Raw genomic sequence first — 15,331 nt, 5'->3', positions numbered from 1 at the left:
GAGCCACCGTCCTATGTGGATCCGGAGAGTTTCACCGAGCGGGAGGTCACGATCGACGCCGGCGGCTTCGCCGTGCCGGGAACGCTGACCACACCGAAGAAACCTGGATCCCGGCCCGGCGTCGTCCTGCTGCCCGGAGGCGGCCCCTTCGACCGCGACGAGACCAGCGGGCCGAACAAACCGCTCAAGGACCTGGCGTGGGGCCTGGCCACTCGCGGTCTCGCGGTGCTGCGTTTCGACAAGGTCACCCACGTCCACGGGGAAGCCGCGAGCACGCCCGGTTTCACGATGTCCGACGAGTACGTGCCACATGCCGCGGCCGCCGTACGCCTCCTGCTACGACAGCCCACTGTGGACTCCGCATTCGTGCTCGGCCACAGCATGGGCGGCAAGGTCGCCCCTCGGGTCACCGCCGCCGAACCGTCCGTCGCGGGATTGGTGCTCCTGGCGGGTGACACGCAGCCGATGCACCACGCCGCCGTCCGCGTCGCCCGCCACCTCGCGACCGTGGCTCCCGAACTGGTCGGCCAGGACGCCGTCGACCAATTCGCCCGCCTTCGGGCTCGAGGCACGCGTACCCTTCCTCGACACCGAGTTCATCGCCACAGCCATGTCCGTACCGATCCACCTTCGGCGTCCAGACCATGGCAGGCGGGAAAACACCTCCCGCCCACGCCTCAGTGCCCTACACTCATCGGGCCGGACCGGTCTCCGAACCGAAGGTCAGCAGGAACGCGCGGAGCTTTTCCGCAGCGGCGAAGGATTCACGAGCGGTCTCCTCGTACCGCCGGTTCATCGTGACCTGCCCGGCGCCGGTCGCCCGAAGCCGCATCCGTTCGGCGAGCGTGACCCTTTCGTCAAGGGAACGGAGCGCGGTCCACAGCGCTCGCTCGAGTTCTGCGTCATGAGCGTGGAACAGGGCCTCATCGGTCCAGCCGTGCCCGATCCGGCAGCGATACTGACCGTTCGCGGGTCCGACCTCCAGCAGCGACCCTTGGCAGTCCGGGCACTGATAGCCTGTCGGCGGTGTCGCCTCGCCGACGGTGACCGCACCCAACCGGACACCGTCCCGCGCTATCCGGTCTTCCAGCAGCAGGTTCGGCGGGACAGCTGGAAACCGCACATCGTCGACAGGCGTGCGCACGAGCTTGTCCAGCACCTTTCCCAGCATGTCAACGGGGTGTACATGCTCAGTGGACACCTGGGCCAGCGCGTTCTCGGGCATCCCCGGATAGAGCGCGTCCGCAGGATCCTGGACCACGGCAAGACCGCCGCGATCGACGATCGAGCGCAGTCCTGCCGCGCCGTCGTCGAGAACGCCGGAAAGGACCACCCCGATCGCCCGCGGACCCGCGGCCAGCGCGGCCGAACGAAAAGTGGCGTTGATCGCCGGACGATGGCCGTTCTCAGTCGGGCCACGACTGAGCATCACGGCGCCGTCATCAATGAGCAGGTGCTGATCGGGCTGTGCGACGTAGAGCGTGCCGCCGGTCAGCGGAGCGCCGTGCTCGGCCCCCACCGCGTCGAGCGGACCCGCTCTGCTCAGAATCTGTGGCAGTGCGGTCGATGTTCTCGGAGACAGGTGCATCACCACCAAAACCGCGGCCGGGAAGTCCGGCGGCAGCGAACGAGCCAGGGCACGCAGCGCTTCGACTCCACCCGCGGACGCGCCGACCACCACGACGTCACGATGACAGGCCACCTCGGCCACCTCCCGGGCACAGCACGACACACACCTCGGAGGGGTAACCGCTAAAAGCAGATCGGAAACACCCTGTCAGTAGTCGGGTGAGTCACGCTTCGTCGAACTCTAACGCTGTCCCACTCCGGAACCCCGGATGTCCTGCGCCAGCTACGGTTCGGTCGCGACTCCACCCCGGCCGGGATGCCCAGCGCCGCGCGGCGTCCGGTGCCGGCGAATTGCTCCTCCGGCACATAGATGCGGGCACGACCAGCGCGTGCCCACCCGGAGTCGCGTACGAGCAGTACACCGTGTTCACCCCGTTGGCGACCCACTGCGCAGGGATCGCCGAGGTCTTGCCCCCGGCGATCCTGCCCGGCGGGGCGAACCGACTCCGATGGTCCCTTTCGCGCCGGCTTCGAGTTCACCTCAGCTCCCACGATAAATTCCCCTGCCCGAGCCGACGACACCGTGATTCCTGCGCGGAACGTTTACTCACCTCGCATGCCGCGTCGCTCGGCGGGTCAAGCGCTTCGGCTGACGCCGACCCGGTCCAGGTAGTCCCGCACGGCGGTCCTGCTCGCGCCGGGTGCGCGCAGCGCGAGGTAGCCATCAGGCCGCACCAGGACGAGGGTGTCCTCGGTGACGCCGTACGCGGTCCGCGCGTGCCCCTCGACGTCCACCAGATCGGCACCGCTGCCCGGCGCGCCGACCGACACCGGCTTGACGAGTCCACTGTGGGCGGCGCCGACGTCCTGCAGTGGACCGGCGCAGGACTCGCCGAAGCCGAGCAGGGTGAAATGCGGGCCGCGGAAGGCGTCGAACAGCCGCCGTGGCGTGCCGGAGCTGTCCACGCAGGGCGCGTCGGGCGCACGATCACCGGCGCGCGGTCCATTCCCGGCGTCGCCGTCGACGGACAGTGAGCTGGCCGGGTAGCCGAGCCCGAGCTGCTGGCCGTCCGGGGGTGCGCCGTCCGCGATGTCCGTGCTGCCATCGTTGACGAACCGCTCCGCGACCCTGCGCAGCCCCTCGGTACTCACGCCGAGCGTCCACGAGGCGACCGGGAGCCGCTCCTCCTGGTAGCTGTCCAGCAGCGACTGCCGCGCGCCGGAACACACCATGGCGAGCTTCCAGCCGAGGTTGTACGCGTCCTGGATGCCGGTGTTCATGCCGAGGCCGCCGGCCGGCGGATGCACGTGCGCCGCGTCGCCGGCCAGCAACACGCGGCCCACCCTGAACCGGTCGGCCATCCGCACGTTCACCCGGTACGTGGACAGCCAGGTTGCCTTCGAGAGCCGGATGCCGTGCCCGCCGGCGAGATCGTCCACGATCCGCCGGAAGTACGGCAGCGAGGGTTCGGCGAGGCTGCCCTCCGCGCCGAAGTCGCTGAACGGTACGGCCTGCAGTTGCCAGGACCGCTCGTGGCGGAACGGGCACAGGGCCAGGAAGCCGCGCCGGCGGACGGTCCACTGGTACCAGGCGTCCGGTTCGAGCCCGCTGAGCTCGACGTCCCCGAGCAGCATGGCCTGCTCCTTGTTCTCGCCCTCGAAGCGCACGCCGAGTGCCTTGCGCACGGTGCTGCGGCCGCCGTCGCAGCCGACCAGGTAGCGCGCAGCCACCCGCTCGCCGGTATCCAGCACCGCATGCACACCGTTCGCGGACTGGCGGAACTCGGCGAGGCCCGCGGCCAGTTCCACCCGCACGCCGTCCTCGGCGAGCCGCGCGCGCAGGATCCGCTCGATCCGCCACTGCGGGATCAGCAGCCCGCCGTCGTAGGGCCGATCCGGTGTGGGTGCCCGCTGGGCGTGCGGGTCGGTCTCGGCAACCAGGTCGCCGTCGAGGTACCGCCGGTGTGGCAAGTGCCGGAACCCGTGGTGCAGCACCTCGTCGGCGACACCGAGGTCGTCCAGTACCTCCTGGGTGCGTGCGGTGAGCCCCTTGCCGCGCGAACCGGGGAAGTGCTCGCCGGCCCGGTCGACGATGCGCACGTCGACGCCCCGGCGGGCCAGCTCGATGGCCAGCGTGAGCCCGGTGGGTCCGGCGCCCGCGATCAGGACGTCGGTCATCGGTCCCCGTCCTGGCGCACTGCCGGCGCCGATACGGCATGCATGCTCGCCATCACACCCTCCCTGATCCGTGCGGTCACTGAAGCGATCGGCGGTGACGCTAGCCGGTTTCCGGGCAGGGTGTCCTCGGGCGGGAGGTGGAGATCGGGGTGGATACCTGCCTGGGAAATCTCCACCGCGATCTCCTACCGCGAACCCACGACACACCCGGGGCGGCGTTCGTAGCGTCGTCATCAACGGTTATGCCGTCGCGATAGTGACCATCGAAGGAGCATCACCCATGTTGATCGGATCCCTGCTGGCTGCCATTGGCCTGTCGTCCGGTGTGCCCACCGCGGTGTGGCTGACCGTGGTTGTCCTCGCCGTGGTGGGCGTGATGGCCTGCAAGATGCGGAAACGCCGACGGCGTTAACCGCCGGACTCCTGCGTCGGCAACCGGGACAGGCAATGACAGGACGTGTGGCGGCCGGGTGGGCGGCACCCTCCCAACCGGATGGACGGCGACCTATTGCGGCGAGCATGAGGTGTTTCACGAAGTGTTCGTCACCGAGGACCGCGAGGCCGTTTCTCCCCCGACCTGGTTGGGTTGATCGGGCGCACAGCTGATCAACAGCCGGGCGGTGTGCGCGATGTGGTCACGCAGCAGTTCCTGCGCGTGATCGGCGTCGCGCGCGAGAACGGCGTCGAGTAGTGCTCGATGCTCGGCGGCGACGTCGCGGCCGGGTTCGTTGCCGAGGGATACCGACCACTGCCGGTACAGCTCGGCCTCTTGCCGCAACGACCGTGCCGCGTCGAGCAGCCGCTGGTTGCGGCAGCCGGCCAGCAGCGCGTGGTGGAAGGCCGCGTGTGCCTGCGACCAAGAATCACATTCTCGACACCTGCCTGGACAGCGTATGGGTCGTGCAGCAGGCTTGCTACCAAGCCTGCCTCGAGGAAGGCGTGCTCAGCGACGCCAGCGAGGGCGCCGTCGTAGGATCACTCGAACACGCGAAGCAGCTCATCGAGAGGATAGTCCAGGACCAGGCCAGTCGAGCGGAAAGCTTCATCGACAGCTTCTCCGCAGGCCCAAAAGCAGCAGCAACGAGTATCTATTGAGGGGTAAGGCAAAGGTGGCGTGGTGGGTGGTAAGTCCGTGAAGGCCTCCTTGAGGGACTCTGGGTCCCTCAAGGAGGCCTTCACGGACTTCAAGACGGGACGTTGATGTCACAGCCGTCCCACTGTCACCAGGGATCACGCCTGACGGTAGTGAAGGGCTCCTTCACTACCGTCAGCGTAGGCAAGGAAGCCTTCACCACCAGGGAAACGCGTAGGCAGCAGCGACCACAGCCCGCGACACGACACGTTTGACTTTCCCCTCAATATAAGTGGACGATGTTCACAGTGCTCGCCTGCGATATCAAACGCCTCGAAGGCGGGCTGACCGTGGCTGAAATCGCAGACTTCATCGGCAGGTTCGGCAGCGCCGAGGACCCAACCCTTCGCGATTTGATCCGCGAGCTGCCCGAGATCGCGGAATTTCAAATGCATCAACTCGAAATAAGCCCCATAGTCCTGGACTACGACTACGGTGCACGACGGCTCAACGTCGTCGACCGGTCCTTTCTCTTGTGGCTCAGTGGGCAGAACCGAGTCGAAGTGCTCCGTCAGGTCGACATGCCCAGCAACTCCTTGCGACGATGGCGGCGCGAAGTTCACGACGTGTCCAACAACCACCACACGGGCAACTAGAGCATCCACGCGCCTTCGTGGCGACCTGCCATCGACCTCGACCGGAATCGAACTCGGCGCTGTACACACGGATTCCGACACCGTCAGACCCCTTGGGAACTGTCAGCTTTTCGTGTCGCCGGTGGCCGCGGTCGCGATGTCGGATTCCCGGTCGACACTCGGGTTCGAGCCGAACCAGTCGAGGCAGACGACCATGGCGTCGTCGGCGGCCAGGTTGCCCTCGCGGCGGGCGCGCAGTTCGTCGAGGACGGCGCCTGGGACATGGGAAGCGGGAAGGCTCACGGTCGCGACGACAGCCTGGATGAGGTCGCGATCGCCGTAAGGTTCCCCGTGCGCTCCGGGCACGTTGTACACGCCGTCGCTGACGAAGACGAAGCGGTCGCCGGGCAAGGCCTGGAGGCGTTCGATGGTGTAGGTGGTGTCTTCGAACGTGCCGAGTGGGAGTTGTTCGTCGAAGATGAGCCGTTCGACTTTGCCGTCCCGCAGCCGCCACAGGCGGGGCGAACCGGCGTCGACGGCGGTGATCTCGCCGGTCGCGAGGTCGAATTCCAGCAGGAGGGCGGCGACGTGCTCTTGGCCGCGATACTGGGCGTAGACGGCCTGGTCGGCGAGTTCGGCCTGCGCGTCGAGGCCGATGCCCGCCCGCCGGGCGTTGCGCAGCGCGTTGATCGCCAGGTTGGTCAGCAACGCGGCGCTGGTGCCCTCGCCCATGCCGTTGATCAGCGTGACCGCCAGTTTGCGGGCGGAAGCCGACCAGTCGAAGCAGTCGCCGTAGATGGCGTACGCGGGTTCGAGCTGGCCTCCCAAGGCGAACTCGGGACGGGCACAGGCGCGGCCGGGTAACAGCTGCCATTGCATCTCGGCGGCGAGCGTGAGCCGGGAGGACCGACGTGCTTGCACGTAGAGGTCGGTGTCGCGGTCGGCGACGAAGACCTCGTGCCCGAGCGCCTCGGCGAACCGGCCGAGTTCGGCCCACACGGGCGGTTCCGGCTCTTCGGGCAGGGTGACGACCAGGACACCGATGCCATCTCCACGGACAGTGACCGGGAGATGTGCTCGTACGCCGTTCTCGTCCGTGTCGAACGTCGCCTGCTGCGCGGTGAAAGCCTTGCCCGCCGTCGTGCCGGCGACCGGTATCGGCTCCGCGGTGTAGGGCAGCAGCGTCACGCGTCGTAGTTCGGTGAGGCTGTAGTCGGCCATCAGCAGGTCGACGGACCTGGCTCCGAAATGCTCCTGCAGCGCCGAACGCAGCCCGTCGAGCAGTGCGTGGGGCTGGACGCCGCGCAGAACACGTTCGACTGCCAGGGATCTGTCCACTTCTGCCGCCTCCTGCTCACCGGAACCGGTGCCTGACCTGGGCACGCGGTATGTGTCGGCGCCGCTCCGTCGGACCTGTGGCAGGACGCGTCGCAGTGAGCTGAGCTGACAGTTCAGCATAAGGATGCGACAGTGGTTCTGTGAATCGGTCCCCCGAGCCGCACGGCGCCGAAACGGTGGCGGCGGCCGTGACCGAGACGGCCGAGTTGCTCGAGATCATGTTCGAGCGGGCTCGCGAGGCGTCACCGCGTCCGCTGTCGACGTCCCAGGTACGCGCCGTCGTGGCACTCGACCACCACGACGGATTGAACCTGCGCGCCCTCGCCGAGGTGCTCGGTTCCACCCCGCCGCTGGTCAGCCGCCTGTGCGACCGGCTGGAAGCGGTCGGCTTCCTCGAACGGCTGCCCAGCTCGGCCAGCCGCCGCGAGATCACGCTGCGACTCAGCGACCGCGGCCACGCGTACCTGCGGGACCTGCGGGCCCGGCGGCGCGAAAGCCTGCAGGCCGTGCTGGCGAAACTCACCCCGGAAACCAGGGTGGCGCTCGCTATCGGCCTGCGGGAATTCCGCGAGGCGGCGGCCGGCGACCAGAGCCGGATGTGACGTACCAAACTTCCTCAAGTAGGCTAACTGTTGTCATATGACAACAGTCGCTTATCCGCGGTAGCCGGTGGCGACCTGGAATCCCTGGGAGGTCTCCGTGCTGAGGACGGACGACTCCGCCGTCCGGGACCTGCTGTCGCAGACCTTCGGTGAGGATCGAGACGGGCTCGCCGACGATTGGGTCCAATGGCAGTCGACCGGCTCGTCGGCCCCGCTCGACGAATCCGCACTGCGGCGCGAGGCCACCGAGCTGCTGGGAGCACTCGGCGACGCGCTCGACACCGAGCTGCCGCTGACCCAGATCATCGAACGCGACCAGGCGGTCAACTCCGCCCTGCGTGGACTCTCCGAACGGCGCGCTCGCGCCGGTGCCGCGCCCACCGTCACGGCCACGGCGATCCTCGCGCTGAAACGCACGACCATGGCCGCGCTCGAACGCCGCAGCGAGGACCCCGCGGTCCGCTACCAGGCCTCCCTGATGGTCAACCAGCTCCTGGACGCGGCAGGCCTGCTCACCTTCTCCGTCTACGTCGAAGGGCGCGAGGAGATCATCCGCCGCCAGCACCAGCAGATGCTGGAACTGTCCACCCCCGTGGTGCGGCTGTGGCGGCAGGTGCTGGCCGTGCCCCTGATCGGCACACTCGACAGCGCCCGCACCCAGGTCGTGATGCAGAGCCTCCTGGAGTCGATCCAGACCCACGAGGCCCGCGTGGCGATCATCGACATCACCGGCGTGTCTACTGTGGACACCGCGGTGGCGCAGCATCTGCTGCAGACGGTGAGCGCGGTGCGGCTCATGGGCGCCGAATGCCTGATCAGTGGCGTCCGCCCGTCGATCGCGCAGACCATCACCCAGCTCGGCATCGACCTCTCGCACATCGTCACCCGCGGCTCGCTGGCCGACGCCCTCGCCACCGCGCTGGAGCTGCTCGGCGACCGCACCGGCGCGGTGACCGGGTGACCGCGCAGGCGGGGCTGCCGATCCTGCGGCTCGGGGACATCCTGATCAGTGGGCTGCTGGCGGATCTGGACGACACGACCGCGTTGCGGTTCACCGACGAGCTCACCACCCGGATCGCCGACGAGGGGATCCGCGGCGTCATCCTCGACATCTCCCGGCTGGAGATCATCGACTCCTTCGTCGCACGGGTGCTGATGCAGCTGGCCGCCACCGGGCGCCTGCTCGGCGCGCGGATGATCGTCGCCGGCATGCGCCCGGCGGTCGCGATCACCCTGTCCGAACTCGGCCTGCAGCTCACCGGCGTCCAGACCGCCCTCAACGCCGAACAGGCCATGGAACTGCTGGGGTGGCGCCGTCCCACCGGGGCCGCCGAAGAGGCGCCTCATGCTTCCTGACGAACTGACCGACCAGGGGCCGCGCGAACACTCCGTCCGCGCCGAGGAAGATCTGCTCAGCGCCCGCCACGCGGTACGGGCCGACGCGGTCGCGGCCGGTTTCTCGATCGTCGACCAGACCAAGCTCGTCACCGCCGCCAGCGAACTGGTCCGCAACGCCTACATCCACGGTGGTGGCGGAACCATGACGATCGCCACCGTGCGAGACGGCCGGGGACGAGTGGGACTGAAGTTGTCCGTTCGCGACGAAGGGCCCGGCATCGCCGACGTCGACCAGGCCATGGCCGACGGCTTCTCCACCGGCGCCGGGCTTGGGCACGGACTCGGCGGCACCCGGCGGCTCGTCGACGAGTTCACCCTCGACACCGCACCTGGCAAGGGCACTGCGGTCACGATCGTGCGCTGGAAACCATGACCGTCACCGTCGCGGATCTCACCTGCCAGATCCGCATCGACCACATCAGCGCGGTGTACACGGCGGCGCGCGTCGCACGGGAGGTCGCCGGAGAGACGGGGCTGCCCGAGGTGCTGGCCGAACGCGCGGCCGTCATCGCCTCCGAGCTGGCGGGCAATATCGACAAGCACGCCACCGATGGCACGGTCTTCATCCATCGCTCGCTCGCCGGGGCCGGTGTGGACATCTACGCCGCGGATTCCGGTCCGGGGATGGCCGATCTGGAGTACTGGCGCATCGATGGCCACAGCACGACCGCGACGCTGGGCACCGGCCTCGGTGCTGTCGGCAGGCTGGCCACCGAGTTCCGGATCCAGTCTGCGGCGCGCTCGGGCACCGTCGCGGCGGCACGAACACTGGTCACGGGCACCAACGCGGCGCCTGTCGCGCATGTGCGCCTGGCGTGCGAGGGTGAAGGCCGGTGCGGTGACGGCCTGGCGCTCGCCACCCTGCCCGGTGCCAGGACCATCGCCGTCGTGGACGGCCTCGGCCACGGCCCCGAGGCCGCCGACGCGGCGGAGACCGCGATCGATCTCTTCCGCCGCAACCCGGGACGCCCGCTCCGGGACCATCTCACCGCGATGCATAGGTCGCTGCGGCAGACCCGCGGCGCCGCCGTCGCACTGGCCCGGATCTCCGGTGGCCGACTCGAATTCTGCGGCGCCGGGAACATCAGCGGCCTGGTGCTGGCCCCAGGGCAGAGCCGCCCGCTGCTCAGCATGCCCGGCATCGTCGGCTTCACCCTGCCGGACGCCCACGTCCGGACCGTGGAGCTGCCCGAACACCACCTCGTGGTCCTGCACACCGACGGAATCGGCACCGGCTGGCGCGGCGCCGCGTCCCTCGGCCCGCTTCCGGCCCCGGCCCTGCTCGCCGCCGACCTCGCCCACCGGCACCGCGATCCCCTCGACGACGCCACCCTGATCGCGATCGGCTCCGGGACAGGCACGGCATGACGCACTCCCCCACCGACCGGCTCCGCCACCGCGTTCGCGAAGCCTGCGCCGCCGCCGGAGTCACCGCCGACGACCGCGCCAAACTGGTCCTCGCGATAACCCTGCTCGCCGAGCACGCGGGGCAGCCACCCGAGCTCTCGACCTACGCGGGTAACGGCAGGCTGGCCATCACTCTCCGGTTGCCCAGCCCGGTCGGGCAAGATCACCGCAACGCCCTGCCTTTGCTGCCCGACGCCGGGGACAGCGCGACCCTGACCTGGCACCTCCCCGCCGTCCAGGACGCGGCAACCGTACCCGCGGACGACGAACTGGCCACCCGCGAGGAAATGCTGGCCCTGATCGCCCGCGCCGACACGGTCACCCAGGAACAGCGAGAACTCAAACACGAACTCGCCGAAACCAACAGCGGCGTGCTCGCCATGTACGTCGAACTCGAGGAACGAGACGAACAACTCCGCCAAGCCCACGCGGTGATCTTCCGCGAACTCGAAGACGCACTGCGCCCGCCACCACCACACGTGGACGACTTAGACCTCGCCGTGCACTACGCGCCCAGCGAGCCGGACTCCCCCACCGGCGGCGACCTCTACGACTGGTTCGTCCTACCCGACGGGAACGTGCACATCACCCTCGTCGACGCCGTCGGCCACGGCGTCACCTCGACCCGGCACGCACTGACCGTCACCCACGCCATCCGCACCCTGGCTCTGGAAGGTCACCCCTTCCCGGACCTGATCGGCCGCGCCGCCCGCACCCTGGCGACCATCGAACCCGACCTCATGGCGACCGTGCTACTGGCCCGGCTCGACCCGGCGACCGGCGACATCACGTTCGCCAACGGCAGCCACCCCCGCCCGGTGCTGGTCACCGCCACGGGCGACACCGAACTCCTGGTGCCATCCCACGTCGGCAGGGGCGTCGGATTCCCCGATCCCGGCACCGGAAGCCTGCTCCACCGCACCCTCGCCCCAGGCGATCTGGTCCTCCTCTACACCGACGGACTGATCGAAAGCCGCAAGAACCACCAAGAGGGCGAAGTCCGGCTGCTGACCATCGCACAACGTCACGCCGGAGAACCCACAGCGGCGATCCCCGGCATCCTCGCCGCGAAAATGCACGATGTCGTCCTGCACGCCGACGACACCGTCGTCATCGCGATCCGACGAAAAGAACGAAATCCTTGACAGATAATGACTTTCGACAGCGGCCGGACAGGGCACGTCGGCAATAGAGTTTGCTTTCGCCGGTCGCAGGTTACTCAAACGACACCGCGCCAAACCCAACCGACCAGAACCTCATTTCCACTGACCACCCCGCCACATCACCCGAGACCACTGGCCTACGCGCGCCGACCCCGGCTGAGCTTCCCCCCGTTGTCCGGACACCTCACCTGAGATGACCGGACAACGGGGGAAGCTCAAAAACCCGTCTGGGCCCCAAACAAGGACGCCACCGACCCCACTTCCGCACGCCAACACCACAGAACGAGAATTCGCCGAATCGATGCCCTAAGGTTCGATCCGACCTCATGATCAGCGCGAGGACAACCAAACCGAAGGGAGCAGTAAACGGGAACCGCGGCTCCGACGTGACCGGCGAACAGTGCAACTTCCCTGTGGACCTCAACTTCGCGGTGACGATCCATCACGCAACTGGGCGCCTGGAGGGGAATCGCGAGAAGGTACCGCGAACCTCAGAAGCGGTCGCGGGCATCCAGAGCCCTAGGCCGGCTTGATCGGCGCATAACGAGCGGAGCAGATCCGCGCCACTGCCGATCACCGCGTAGAGCCAGGCCGAAGCCGACAGCAGTCACAGTGCTGTCGCCTTCGGCCCAGCCGGCCCGCTCAGGATCTGGTTGTGCCCGGTGCTGGAGCCGCGCCGGGCCCGGGGCCGAGGGCGCTGGGGGAATTGTCAGCTGTCGGTCTTCTTCTTCCGTGGCGCGCGTTTGCGGACCGGTTTCGCCGGTGTCTCCTCGACGGGTTCCGGTTCCACGTCATCGACCGACCCGGCGCTGTCGAACGCTTCATAGATCTCGTTCGGGATCCGCCCACGGTCGGCGATCGCGTAGCCGTTCGCCGACGCCCACGCCCGGACCTGCTGGTTACGCTCACGATCCGTGGACGTCGCGGCACGGGCCTGTCCAGCCGTGGACTGACCGGCCGCGACCCTCAGCTTGCGCCCGCCCGTACGGGTACCCGCGGCGACGTAACGCTCCAACTCGCCTCGCAGCGCCTGTGCGTTCTTGTCGGAGAGGTCGATCTCGTACTGCACACCGTCGAGAGCGAAGGGCACCGTCTGCGTCGCTTCACCGCCATCGAGGTCATCGATGATCTCGACACTGACCTTCTGAGCCATCCGCACAGCCTTTCACCGAATCGTGCGACGCCCCTACGCGCCACCGAACTCCCGCAGCCTAACCACGCATCTCACCACCGTCGCAATAGGACATCACCGTCGTAGAAGGCAAAGCCGGTCAACCGGTGATACCGCGGTCCTCGCGTACCGATACCCGCTTACGGTTCGGGCTACCTGACGAGCCGGATCCTGACCTGATGATCATGGGCGGCATGCCCCACGATCTCGCCGACGAGCGTGTCTCCGACAGCCAGGAGTGACACATCGCCCGGCATCGCCGTCACCTCGGCCAAGCCGACCGCGTCGGGCACACCATCGATCCGCACGAACACACCGAACCGCTGCCGCCCGATCACCTCGCCCGTGACCGACGTCCGGAGAGGCAACGCCTCGATCGTCACCGCCCACGCCTCGTCGCCGTTCTTCACTGGATAGAGGTGCGTTGGCGTGCGTCACGAGCAGACTCCTTGAGGCGGCGCAGAACGGGGGCGCGAGCAGCGGTTCGCGACCCCGTTCCGCATACAGGCCATCACCTGCCCGCCGAAGCCGTCCCGTGTCACGACGGTGCGGCGGCTGGACAATGGTGAAGAAGTGTCAGGCGGTGAGGCGCGCGCCGCCGTCTGTTTCGATGACGGTTCCGGTGATGTTGGGATTGGTGGCCAGCAGCACGATGGCCTCGGCGACATCCGGGGCGGTGGCTATGCGCTTGGTGGGCAAGGCGTCGGCGGCCTGCTTGAAGAACGCGGATCGGTCCCCGGCGGCGAGTCCGTCCCACCAGGGCGTGTCGACGTATCCCGGTGAGACGGCGTTGACCCGGATCGGCGCCAGTTCGGCGGCGAGCGGTTGGACGAGCCCTTCGACGGCGGCGTTGAGCGAGCCGATGCCGGCCGTACCGGGCAGGGCGGCCCTCGCTGTGACGGCTCCGACGAGGGTGATCGAGGCGTCCTCGCTGAGGTGAGCGAGCGAGGCCTGGATCGCGGTGACGGTGGGCCAATACTTCTCCTCGAACGCCTGCCGCAGGCCCTCGAGCGGCAAGTCGCCGAGCGAGCCGGCGCCGCCCCTCCCGGCGAGGGTGATGACGAGATGGCGGATCGGGGCGATCTTCGCCGCGAGCGCGGCGGCCGCCTCGGCGTCGGCGGCGTCGAGAACGTGGCCGTGGACGTCTCCGCCGATGGCCGCGGTCGCCCGGTTGAGCCGCTCCGTGTTTCGTCCGGCGATGTGGACCGTGTGTCCTCGGCCGGCGAGTTGCCGGGCGACCGCCAGGCCGACCCCCGAGGTGCCGCCGATCACTAGTGCGGTTGTCATGCTCACTCCTTATTTCGAGACGTTACGTCTCGAATGAGCGTAGCACCATTTCAAGACGCGACGTCTCGATATGAGTTAGGCTGCCCACATGACCGATGCCACGACGCCCGCCCGCGGCCGCAAGCGGAGCGAGCAGACAAGGCTCGCGATTCTCACCGCGGCCTACGAGCTCACGACCGAGGTCGGCTTCCCGGACCTCACCATCGAGGGCATCGCCGCCCGCGCCGGGGCAGGCAAGCAGACCGTGTACCGCTGGTGGCCCACAAAGGCGGACGTCCTGCTCGAAGCGTTGGCGCTCAAGGCAGATCTGAAGGTCTCAACCGCGGACCAGGGTTCCTTCGACGCGGAGCTGGACGCGTTCCTGCGTGACTCCGCCGCTCTGATGGCCTTCCCAGGAGTGGTCCCCGTCCTGCGCTCCTTGATGGCCGAGGCACAGCGCGACACAGACTTCCGGCGCCGCTTCCAGGACGGCTTCCTGATGAAACGCAGGGCCGCGCTCGAGACCATCGTCGATCGGGCCGCGGTCCGCGGCGACAAGCCCGCTCACCTGACGGCAGCCTTCGCCGCCGACCTCGTGTTCGGCCTGATCTGGTACCGGGTCCTCGCCACCGAGCGCCTGCTCGGCCAAGACGACATCACCGCCATCCGACGACTGCTGAACGAACACCCCGGCGAGGAGTAGCGCATGCCTGATCGCACCATCGTCATCACCGGAGCGACCGATGGGCTGGGCCGCGCACTCAGCGGCGCCCTCGCACACCGGCCCGCGACGACGCTCATCCTCCACGGACGCGACCAGAGTCGGCTCGACGAACTGGCCACCACACTGGCCGATGCCCCGGCTGCGATCCACACGATCCGGGCCGACTTCTCCGAGCTGGCGCAAGTGCACCGCCTTGCGGACGAGATCACCGAGTTCACCGACCACCTCTCGGTGCTGGTCAACAACGCAGGCATCGGCGGCGGCGAACCCGACGGGACCGACCGCCGGCTCACCGTCGACGGGCACGAGCTCCGCTTCGCGGTCAACCATCTCGCCCCGTTCGCGCTGACCCGGCACCTGCTGCCGCCGCTCGACCGCGGCGCCCCCGCCCGTATCGTCAACGTCGCTTCGATCGGCCAGGCCCCGATCGACTTCGACGACCCCACCCTCGAACACGGGTACTCCGGCGTGCGCGCCTACGGCCAGTCCAAACTGGCCATGATCACCACCGGCTTCGCGCTCGCCCGCCAACTCGACCCACACCGGGTCACAGTCAACAGCCTGCACCCGGCCACCTACATGCCGACCAAGATGGTCCTGGAATCAGTCGGTTACAGCATCGACTCCCTCGAAACCGGCCTGCAGGCCACCCTGCGCCTCATCCTGGCCACCGAACTCGACGGGGTGACCGGACAGTTCTACGACCGCACCCGTGCCGCAAAGGCACACGCCGACGCCTACGATCCGACGATCCAGCAGAAGCTCTGGGACCTCAGCACCAGACTCACCGAACGCCCCGAGTAACCCT

The 15,331-nt window shown here is 68.4% G+C and carries 20 protein-coding genes and 1 pseudogene; 12 read left to right on the top strand and 9 right to left on the bottom strand.

Annotated elements, in window-relative coordinates; translation table 11 throughout:
• Window positions 1–11: 11 nt before the first annotated feature.
• Entirely contained in the window at window positions 12–188 is a 177-nt protein-coding gene (locus tag ACZ7KI_RS12750; protein WP_470273439.1) for a hypothetical protein, read from the bottom strand.
• Between ACZ7KI_RS12750 and ACZ7KI_RS12745 the strand changes: the two genes are divergently transcribed.
• Window positions 127–801: an alpha/beta hydrolase gene (locus ACZ7KI_RS12745; protein ID WP_470273433.1), complete on the top strand. Its 675-nt coding sequence runs from the start codon at window positions 127–129 to the stop codon at window positions 799–801. The genes ACZ7KI_RS12750 and ACZ7KI_RS12745 overlap by 62 nt on opposite strands.
• On the opposite strand, the gene ACZ7KI_RS12740 is transcribed toward ACZ7KI_RS12745, so the two are convergent.
• The 3 genes and pseudogenes from ACZ7KI_RS12740 to ACZ7KI_RS12730 all read right to left on the bottom strand — a co-directional run bounded on the left by ACZ7KI_RS12740 (window position 692) and on the right by ACZ7KI_RS12730 (window position 3,747).
• Complete coding sequence (locus ACZ7KI_RS12740; RefSeq protein WP_470273292.1) at window positions 692–1,702, bottom strand: chemotaxis protein CheB; 1,011 nt, start codon at window positions 1,700–1,702, stop codon at window positions 692–694. The two genes, ACZ7KI_RS12745 and ACZ7KI_RS12740, sit on opposite strands and share 110 nt — an antisense overlap.
• Window positions 1,703–1,863: 161 nt before the next feature.
• Window positions 1,864–2,012, bottom strand: a pseudogene (locus ACZ7KI_RS12735) (IS701 family transposase); the annotation flags it as partial.
• Window positions 2,013–2,205: 193 nt separating this feature from the next.
• Complete coding sequence (locus tag ACZ7KI_RS12730; protein ID WP_470273291.1) at window positions 2,206–3,747, bottom strand: FAD-dependent oxidoreductase; 1,542 nt, start codon at window positions 3,745–3,747, stop codon at window positions 2,206–2,208.
• Between the two features lie 280 nt (window positions 3,748–4,027).
• Between ACZ7KI_RS12730 and ACZ7KI_RS12725 the strand changes: the two genes are divergently transcribed.
• Complete coding sequence (locus ACZ7KI_RS12725; RefSeq protein WP_470273290.1) at window positions 4,028–4,159, top strand: hypothetical protein; 132 nt, start codon at window positions 4,028–4,030, stop codon at window positions 4,157–4,159.
• 117 nt (window positions 4,160–4,276) lie between these two features.
• On the opposite strand, the gene ACZ7KI_RS12720 is transcribed toward ACZ7KI_RS12725, so the two are convergent.
• Complete coding sequence (locus ACZ7KI_RS12720) at window positions 4,277–4,570, bottom strand: FCD domain-containing protein (protein WP_470273432.1); 294 nt, start codon at window positions 4,568–4,570, stop codon at window positions 4,277–4,279.
• Window positions 4,571–4,593: 23 nt separating this feature from the next.
• Between ACZ7KI_RS12720 and ACZ7KI_RS12715 the strand changes: the two genes are divergently transcribed.
• Together ACZ7KI_RS12715 and ACZ7KI_RS12710 are read left to right on the top strand one after the other, a co-directional pair.
• Complete coding sequence (locus ACZ7KI_RS12715) at window positions 4,594–4,842, top strand: hypothetical protein (protein WP_470273289.1); 249 nt, start codon at window positions 4,594–4,596, stop codon at window positions 4,840–4,842.
• Between the two features lie 276 nt (window positions 4,843–5,118).
• The gene (locus tag ACZ7KI_RS12710; RefSeq protein ID WP_470273288.1) at window positions 5,119–5,475 is read left to right on the top strand and encodes a hypothetical protein; all 357 of its coding nucleotides are present in this window, start codon (window positions 5,119–5,121) and stop codon (window positions 5,473–5,475) included.
• Window positions 5,476–5,577: 102 nt separating this feature from the next.
• Here ACZ7KI_RS12710 and ACZ7KI_RS12705 read toward each other — a convergent pair whose 3' ends face one another.
• Window positions 5,578–6,792, bottom strand: a complete 1,215-nt coding sequence (locus ACZ7KI_RS12705; RefSeq protein WP_470273287.1) for a PP2C family protein-serine/threonine phosphatase — start codon at window positions 6,790–6,792, stop codon at window positions 5,578–5,580.
• 140 nt (window positions 6,793–6,932) lie between these two features.
• On the opposite strand from ACZ7KI_RS12705, the gene ACZ7KI_RS12700 reads away from it, so the two are divergent.
• The 6 genes from ACZ7KI_RS12700 to ACZ7KI_RS12675 all read left to right on the top strand — a co-directional run bounded on the left by ACZ7KI_RS12700 (window position 6,933) and on the right by ACZ7KI_RS12675 (window position 11,344).
• Window positions 6,933–7,394 (top strand): MarR family transcriptional regulator, encoded by a 462-nt coding sequence (locus ACZ7KI_RS12700; RefSeq protein WP_470273286.1) that lies wholly within the window; start codon window positions 6,933–6,935, stop codon window positions 7,392–7,394.
• A 97-nt stretch (window positions 7,395–7,491) separates the two neighbouring features.
• Window positions 7,492–8,355 (top strand): STAS domain-containing protein, encoded by an 864-nt coding sequence (locus ACZ7KI_RS12695; protein ID WP_470273285.1) that lies wholly within the window; start codon window positions 7,492–7,494, stop codon window positions 8,353–8,355.
• Window positions 8,352–8,750, top strand: a complete 399-nt coding sequence (locus ACZ7KI_RS12690; RefSeq protein WP_470273284.1) for an STAS domain-containing protein — start codon at window positions 8,352–8,354, stop codon at window positions 8,748–8,750. Before ACZ7KI_RS12695 ends, ACZ7KI_RS12690 begins: the two co-directional genes overlap by 4 nt.
• Window positions 8,740–9,165: an anti-sigma regulatory factor gene (locus tag ACZ7KI_RS12685; protein ID WP_470273283.1), complete on the top strand. Its 426-nt coding sequence runs from the start codon at window positions 8,740–8,742 to the stop codon at window positions 9,163–9,165. The genes ACZ7KI_RS12690 and ACZ7KI_RS12685 overlap by 11 nt, the downstream gene beginning before the upstream one ends.
• Window positions 9,162–10,160: a SpoIIE family protein phosphatase gene (locus tag ACZ7KI_RS12680; RefSeq protein ID WP_470273282.1), complete on the top strand. Its 999-nt coding sequence runs from the start codon at window positions 9,162–9,164 to the stop codon at window positions 10,158–10,160. The genes ACZ7KI_RS12685 and ACZ7KI_RS12680 overlap by 4 nt, the downstream gene beginning before the upstream one ends.
• Entirely contained in the window at window positions 10,157–11,344 is a 1,188-nt protein-coding gene (locus ACZ7KI_RS12675; protein ID WP_470273281.1) for a PP2C family protein-serine/threonine phosphatase, read from the top strand. The genes ACZ7KI_RS12680 and ACZ7KI_RS12675 overlap by 4 nt, the downstream gene beginning before the upstream one ends.
• Window positions 11,345–12,071: 727 nt before the next feature.
• Here the strand turns inward: ACZ7KI_RS12675 and ACZ7KI_RS12670 are convergent.
• From ACZ7KI_RS12670 to ACZ7KI_RS12660, 3 genes are all read right to left on the bottom strand, one after another.
• The gene (locus ACZ7KI_RS12670) at window positions 12,072–12,515 is read right to left on the bottom strand and encodes a histone-like nucleoid-structuring protein Lsr2 (RefSeq protein WP_470273280.1); all 444 of its coding nucleotides are present in this window, start codon (window positions 12,513–12,515) and stop codon (window positions 12,072–12,074) included.
• A 170-nt stretch (window positions 12,516–12,685) separates the two neighbouring features.
• Entirely contained in the window at window positions 12,686–12,943 is a 258-nt protein-coding gene (locus ACZ7KI_RS12665; RefSeq protein WP_470273279.1) for a hypothetical protein, read from the bottom strand.
• A 166-nt stretch (window positions 12,944–13,109) separates the two neighbouring features.
• Window positions 13,110–13,820: an SDR family oxidoreductase gene (locus ACZ7KI_RS12660; protein ID WP_470273278.1), complete on the bottom strand. Its 711-nt coding sequence runs from the start codon at window positions 13,818–13,820 to the stop codon at window positions 13,110–13,112.
• Window positions 13,821–13,908: 88 nt separating this feature from the next.
• Between ACZ7KI_RS12660 and ACZ7KI_RS12655 the strand changes: the two genes are divergently transcribed.
• Both ACZ7KI_RS12655 and ACZ7KI_RS12650 read left to right on the top strand, forming a co-directional pair.
• Window positions 13,909–14,502 (top strand): TetR/AcrR family transcriptional regulator, encoded by a 594-nt coding sequence (locus tag ACZ7KI_RS12655; protein ID WP_470273277.1) that lies wholly within the window; start codon window positions 13,909–13,911, stop codon window positions 14,500–14,502.
• 3 nt (window positions 14,503–14,505) lie between these two features.
• Entirely contained in the window at window positions 14,506–15,327 is an 822-nt protein-coding gene (locus tag ACZ7KI_RS12650) for an SDR family NAD(P)-dependent oxidoreductase (RefSeq protein ID WP_470273276.1), read from the top strand.
• Window positions 15,328–15,331: the final 4 nt, after the last annotated feature.

This window comes from Amycolatopsis sp. NPDC039088 (assembly GCF_055598845.1).
The sequence above is the reverse complement of the archived record's forward strand: the minus strand, read 5'-3'. Positions and strand labels throughout refer to the sequence as shown.

Excerpts from the sequence above, each read along its gene's own strand:
- ACZ7KI_RS12730 (WP_470273291.1), bottom strand. The coding sequence starts at position 3,747 with ATGACCGACGTCCTGATCGCGGGCGCCGGACCCACCGGGCTCACGCTG.
- ACZ7KI_RS12725 (WP_470273290.1), top strand. The coding sequence starts at position 4,028 with ATGTTGATCGGATCCCTGCTGGCTGCCATTGGCCTGTCGTCCGGTGTG.
- ACZ7KI_RS12710 (WP_470273288.1), top strand. The coding sequence starts at position 5,119 with ATGTTCACAGTGCTCGCCTGCGATATCAAACGCCTCGAAGGCGGGCTG.
- ACZ7KI_RS12685 (WP_470273283.1), top strand. The coding sequence starts at position 8,740 with ATGCTTCCTGACGAACTGACCGACCAGGGGCCGCGCGAACACTCCGTC.
- ACZ7KI_RS12680 (WP_470273282.1), top strand. The coding sequence starts at position 9,162 with ATGACCGTCACCGTCGCGGATCTCACCTGCCAGATCCGCATCGACCAC.
- ACZ7KI_RS12675 (WP_470273281.1), top strand. The coding sequence starts at position 10,157 with ATGACGCACTCCCCCACCGACCGGCTCCGCCACCGCGTTCGCGAAGCC.
- ACZ7KI_RS12670 (WP_470273280.1), bottom strand. The coding sequence starts at position 12,515 with ATGGCTCAGAAGGTCAGTGTCGAGATCATCGATGACCTCGATGGCGGT.
- ACZ7KI_RS12660 (WP_470273278.1), bottom strand. The coding sequence starts at position 13,820 with ATGACAACCGCACTAGTGATCGGCGGCACCTCGGGGGTCGGCCTGGCG.
- ACZ7KI_RS12655 (WP_470273277.1), top strand. The coding sequence starts at position 13,909 with ATGACCGATGCCACGACGCCCGCCCGCGGCCGCAAGCGGAGCGAGCAG.
- ACZ7KI_RS12650 (WP_470273276.1), top strand. The coding sequence starts at position 14,506 with ATGCCTGATCGCACCATCGTCATCACCGGAGCGACCGATGGGCTGGGC.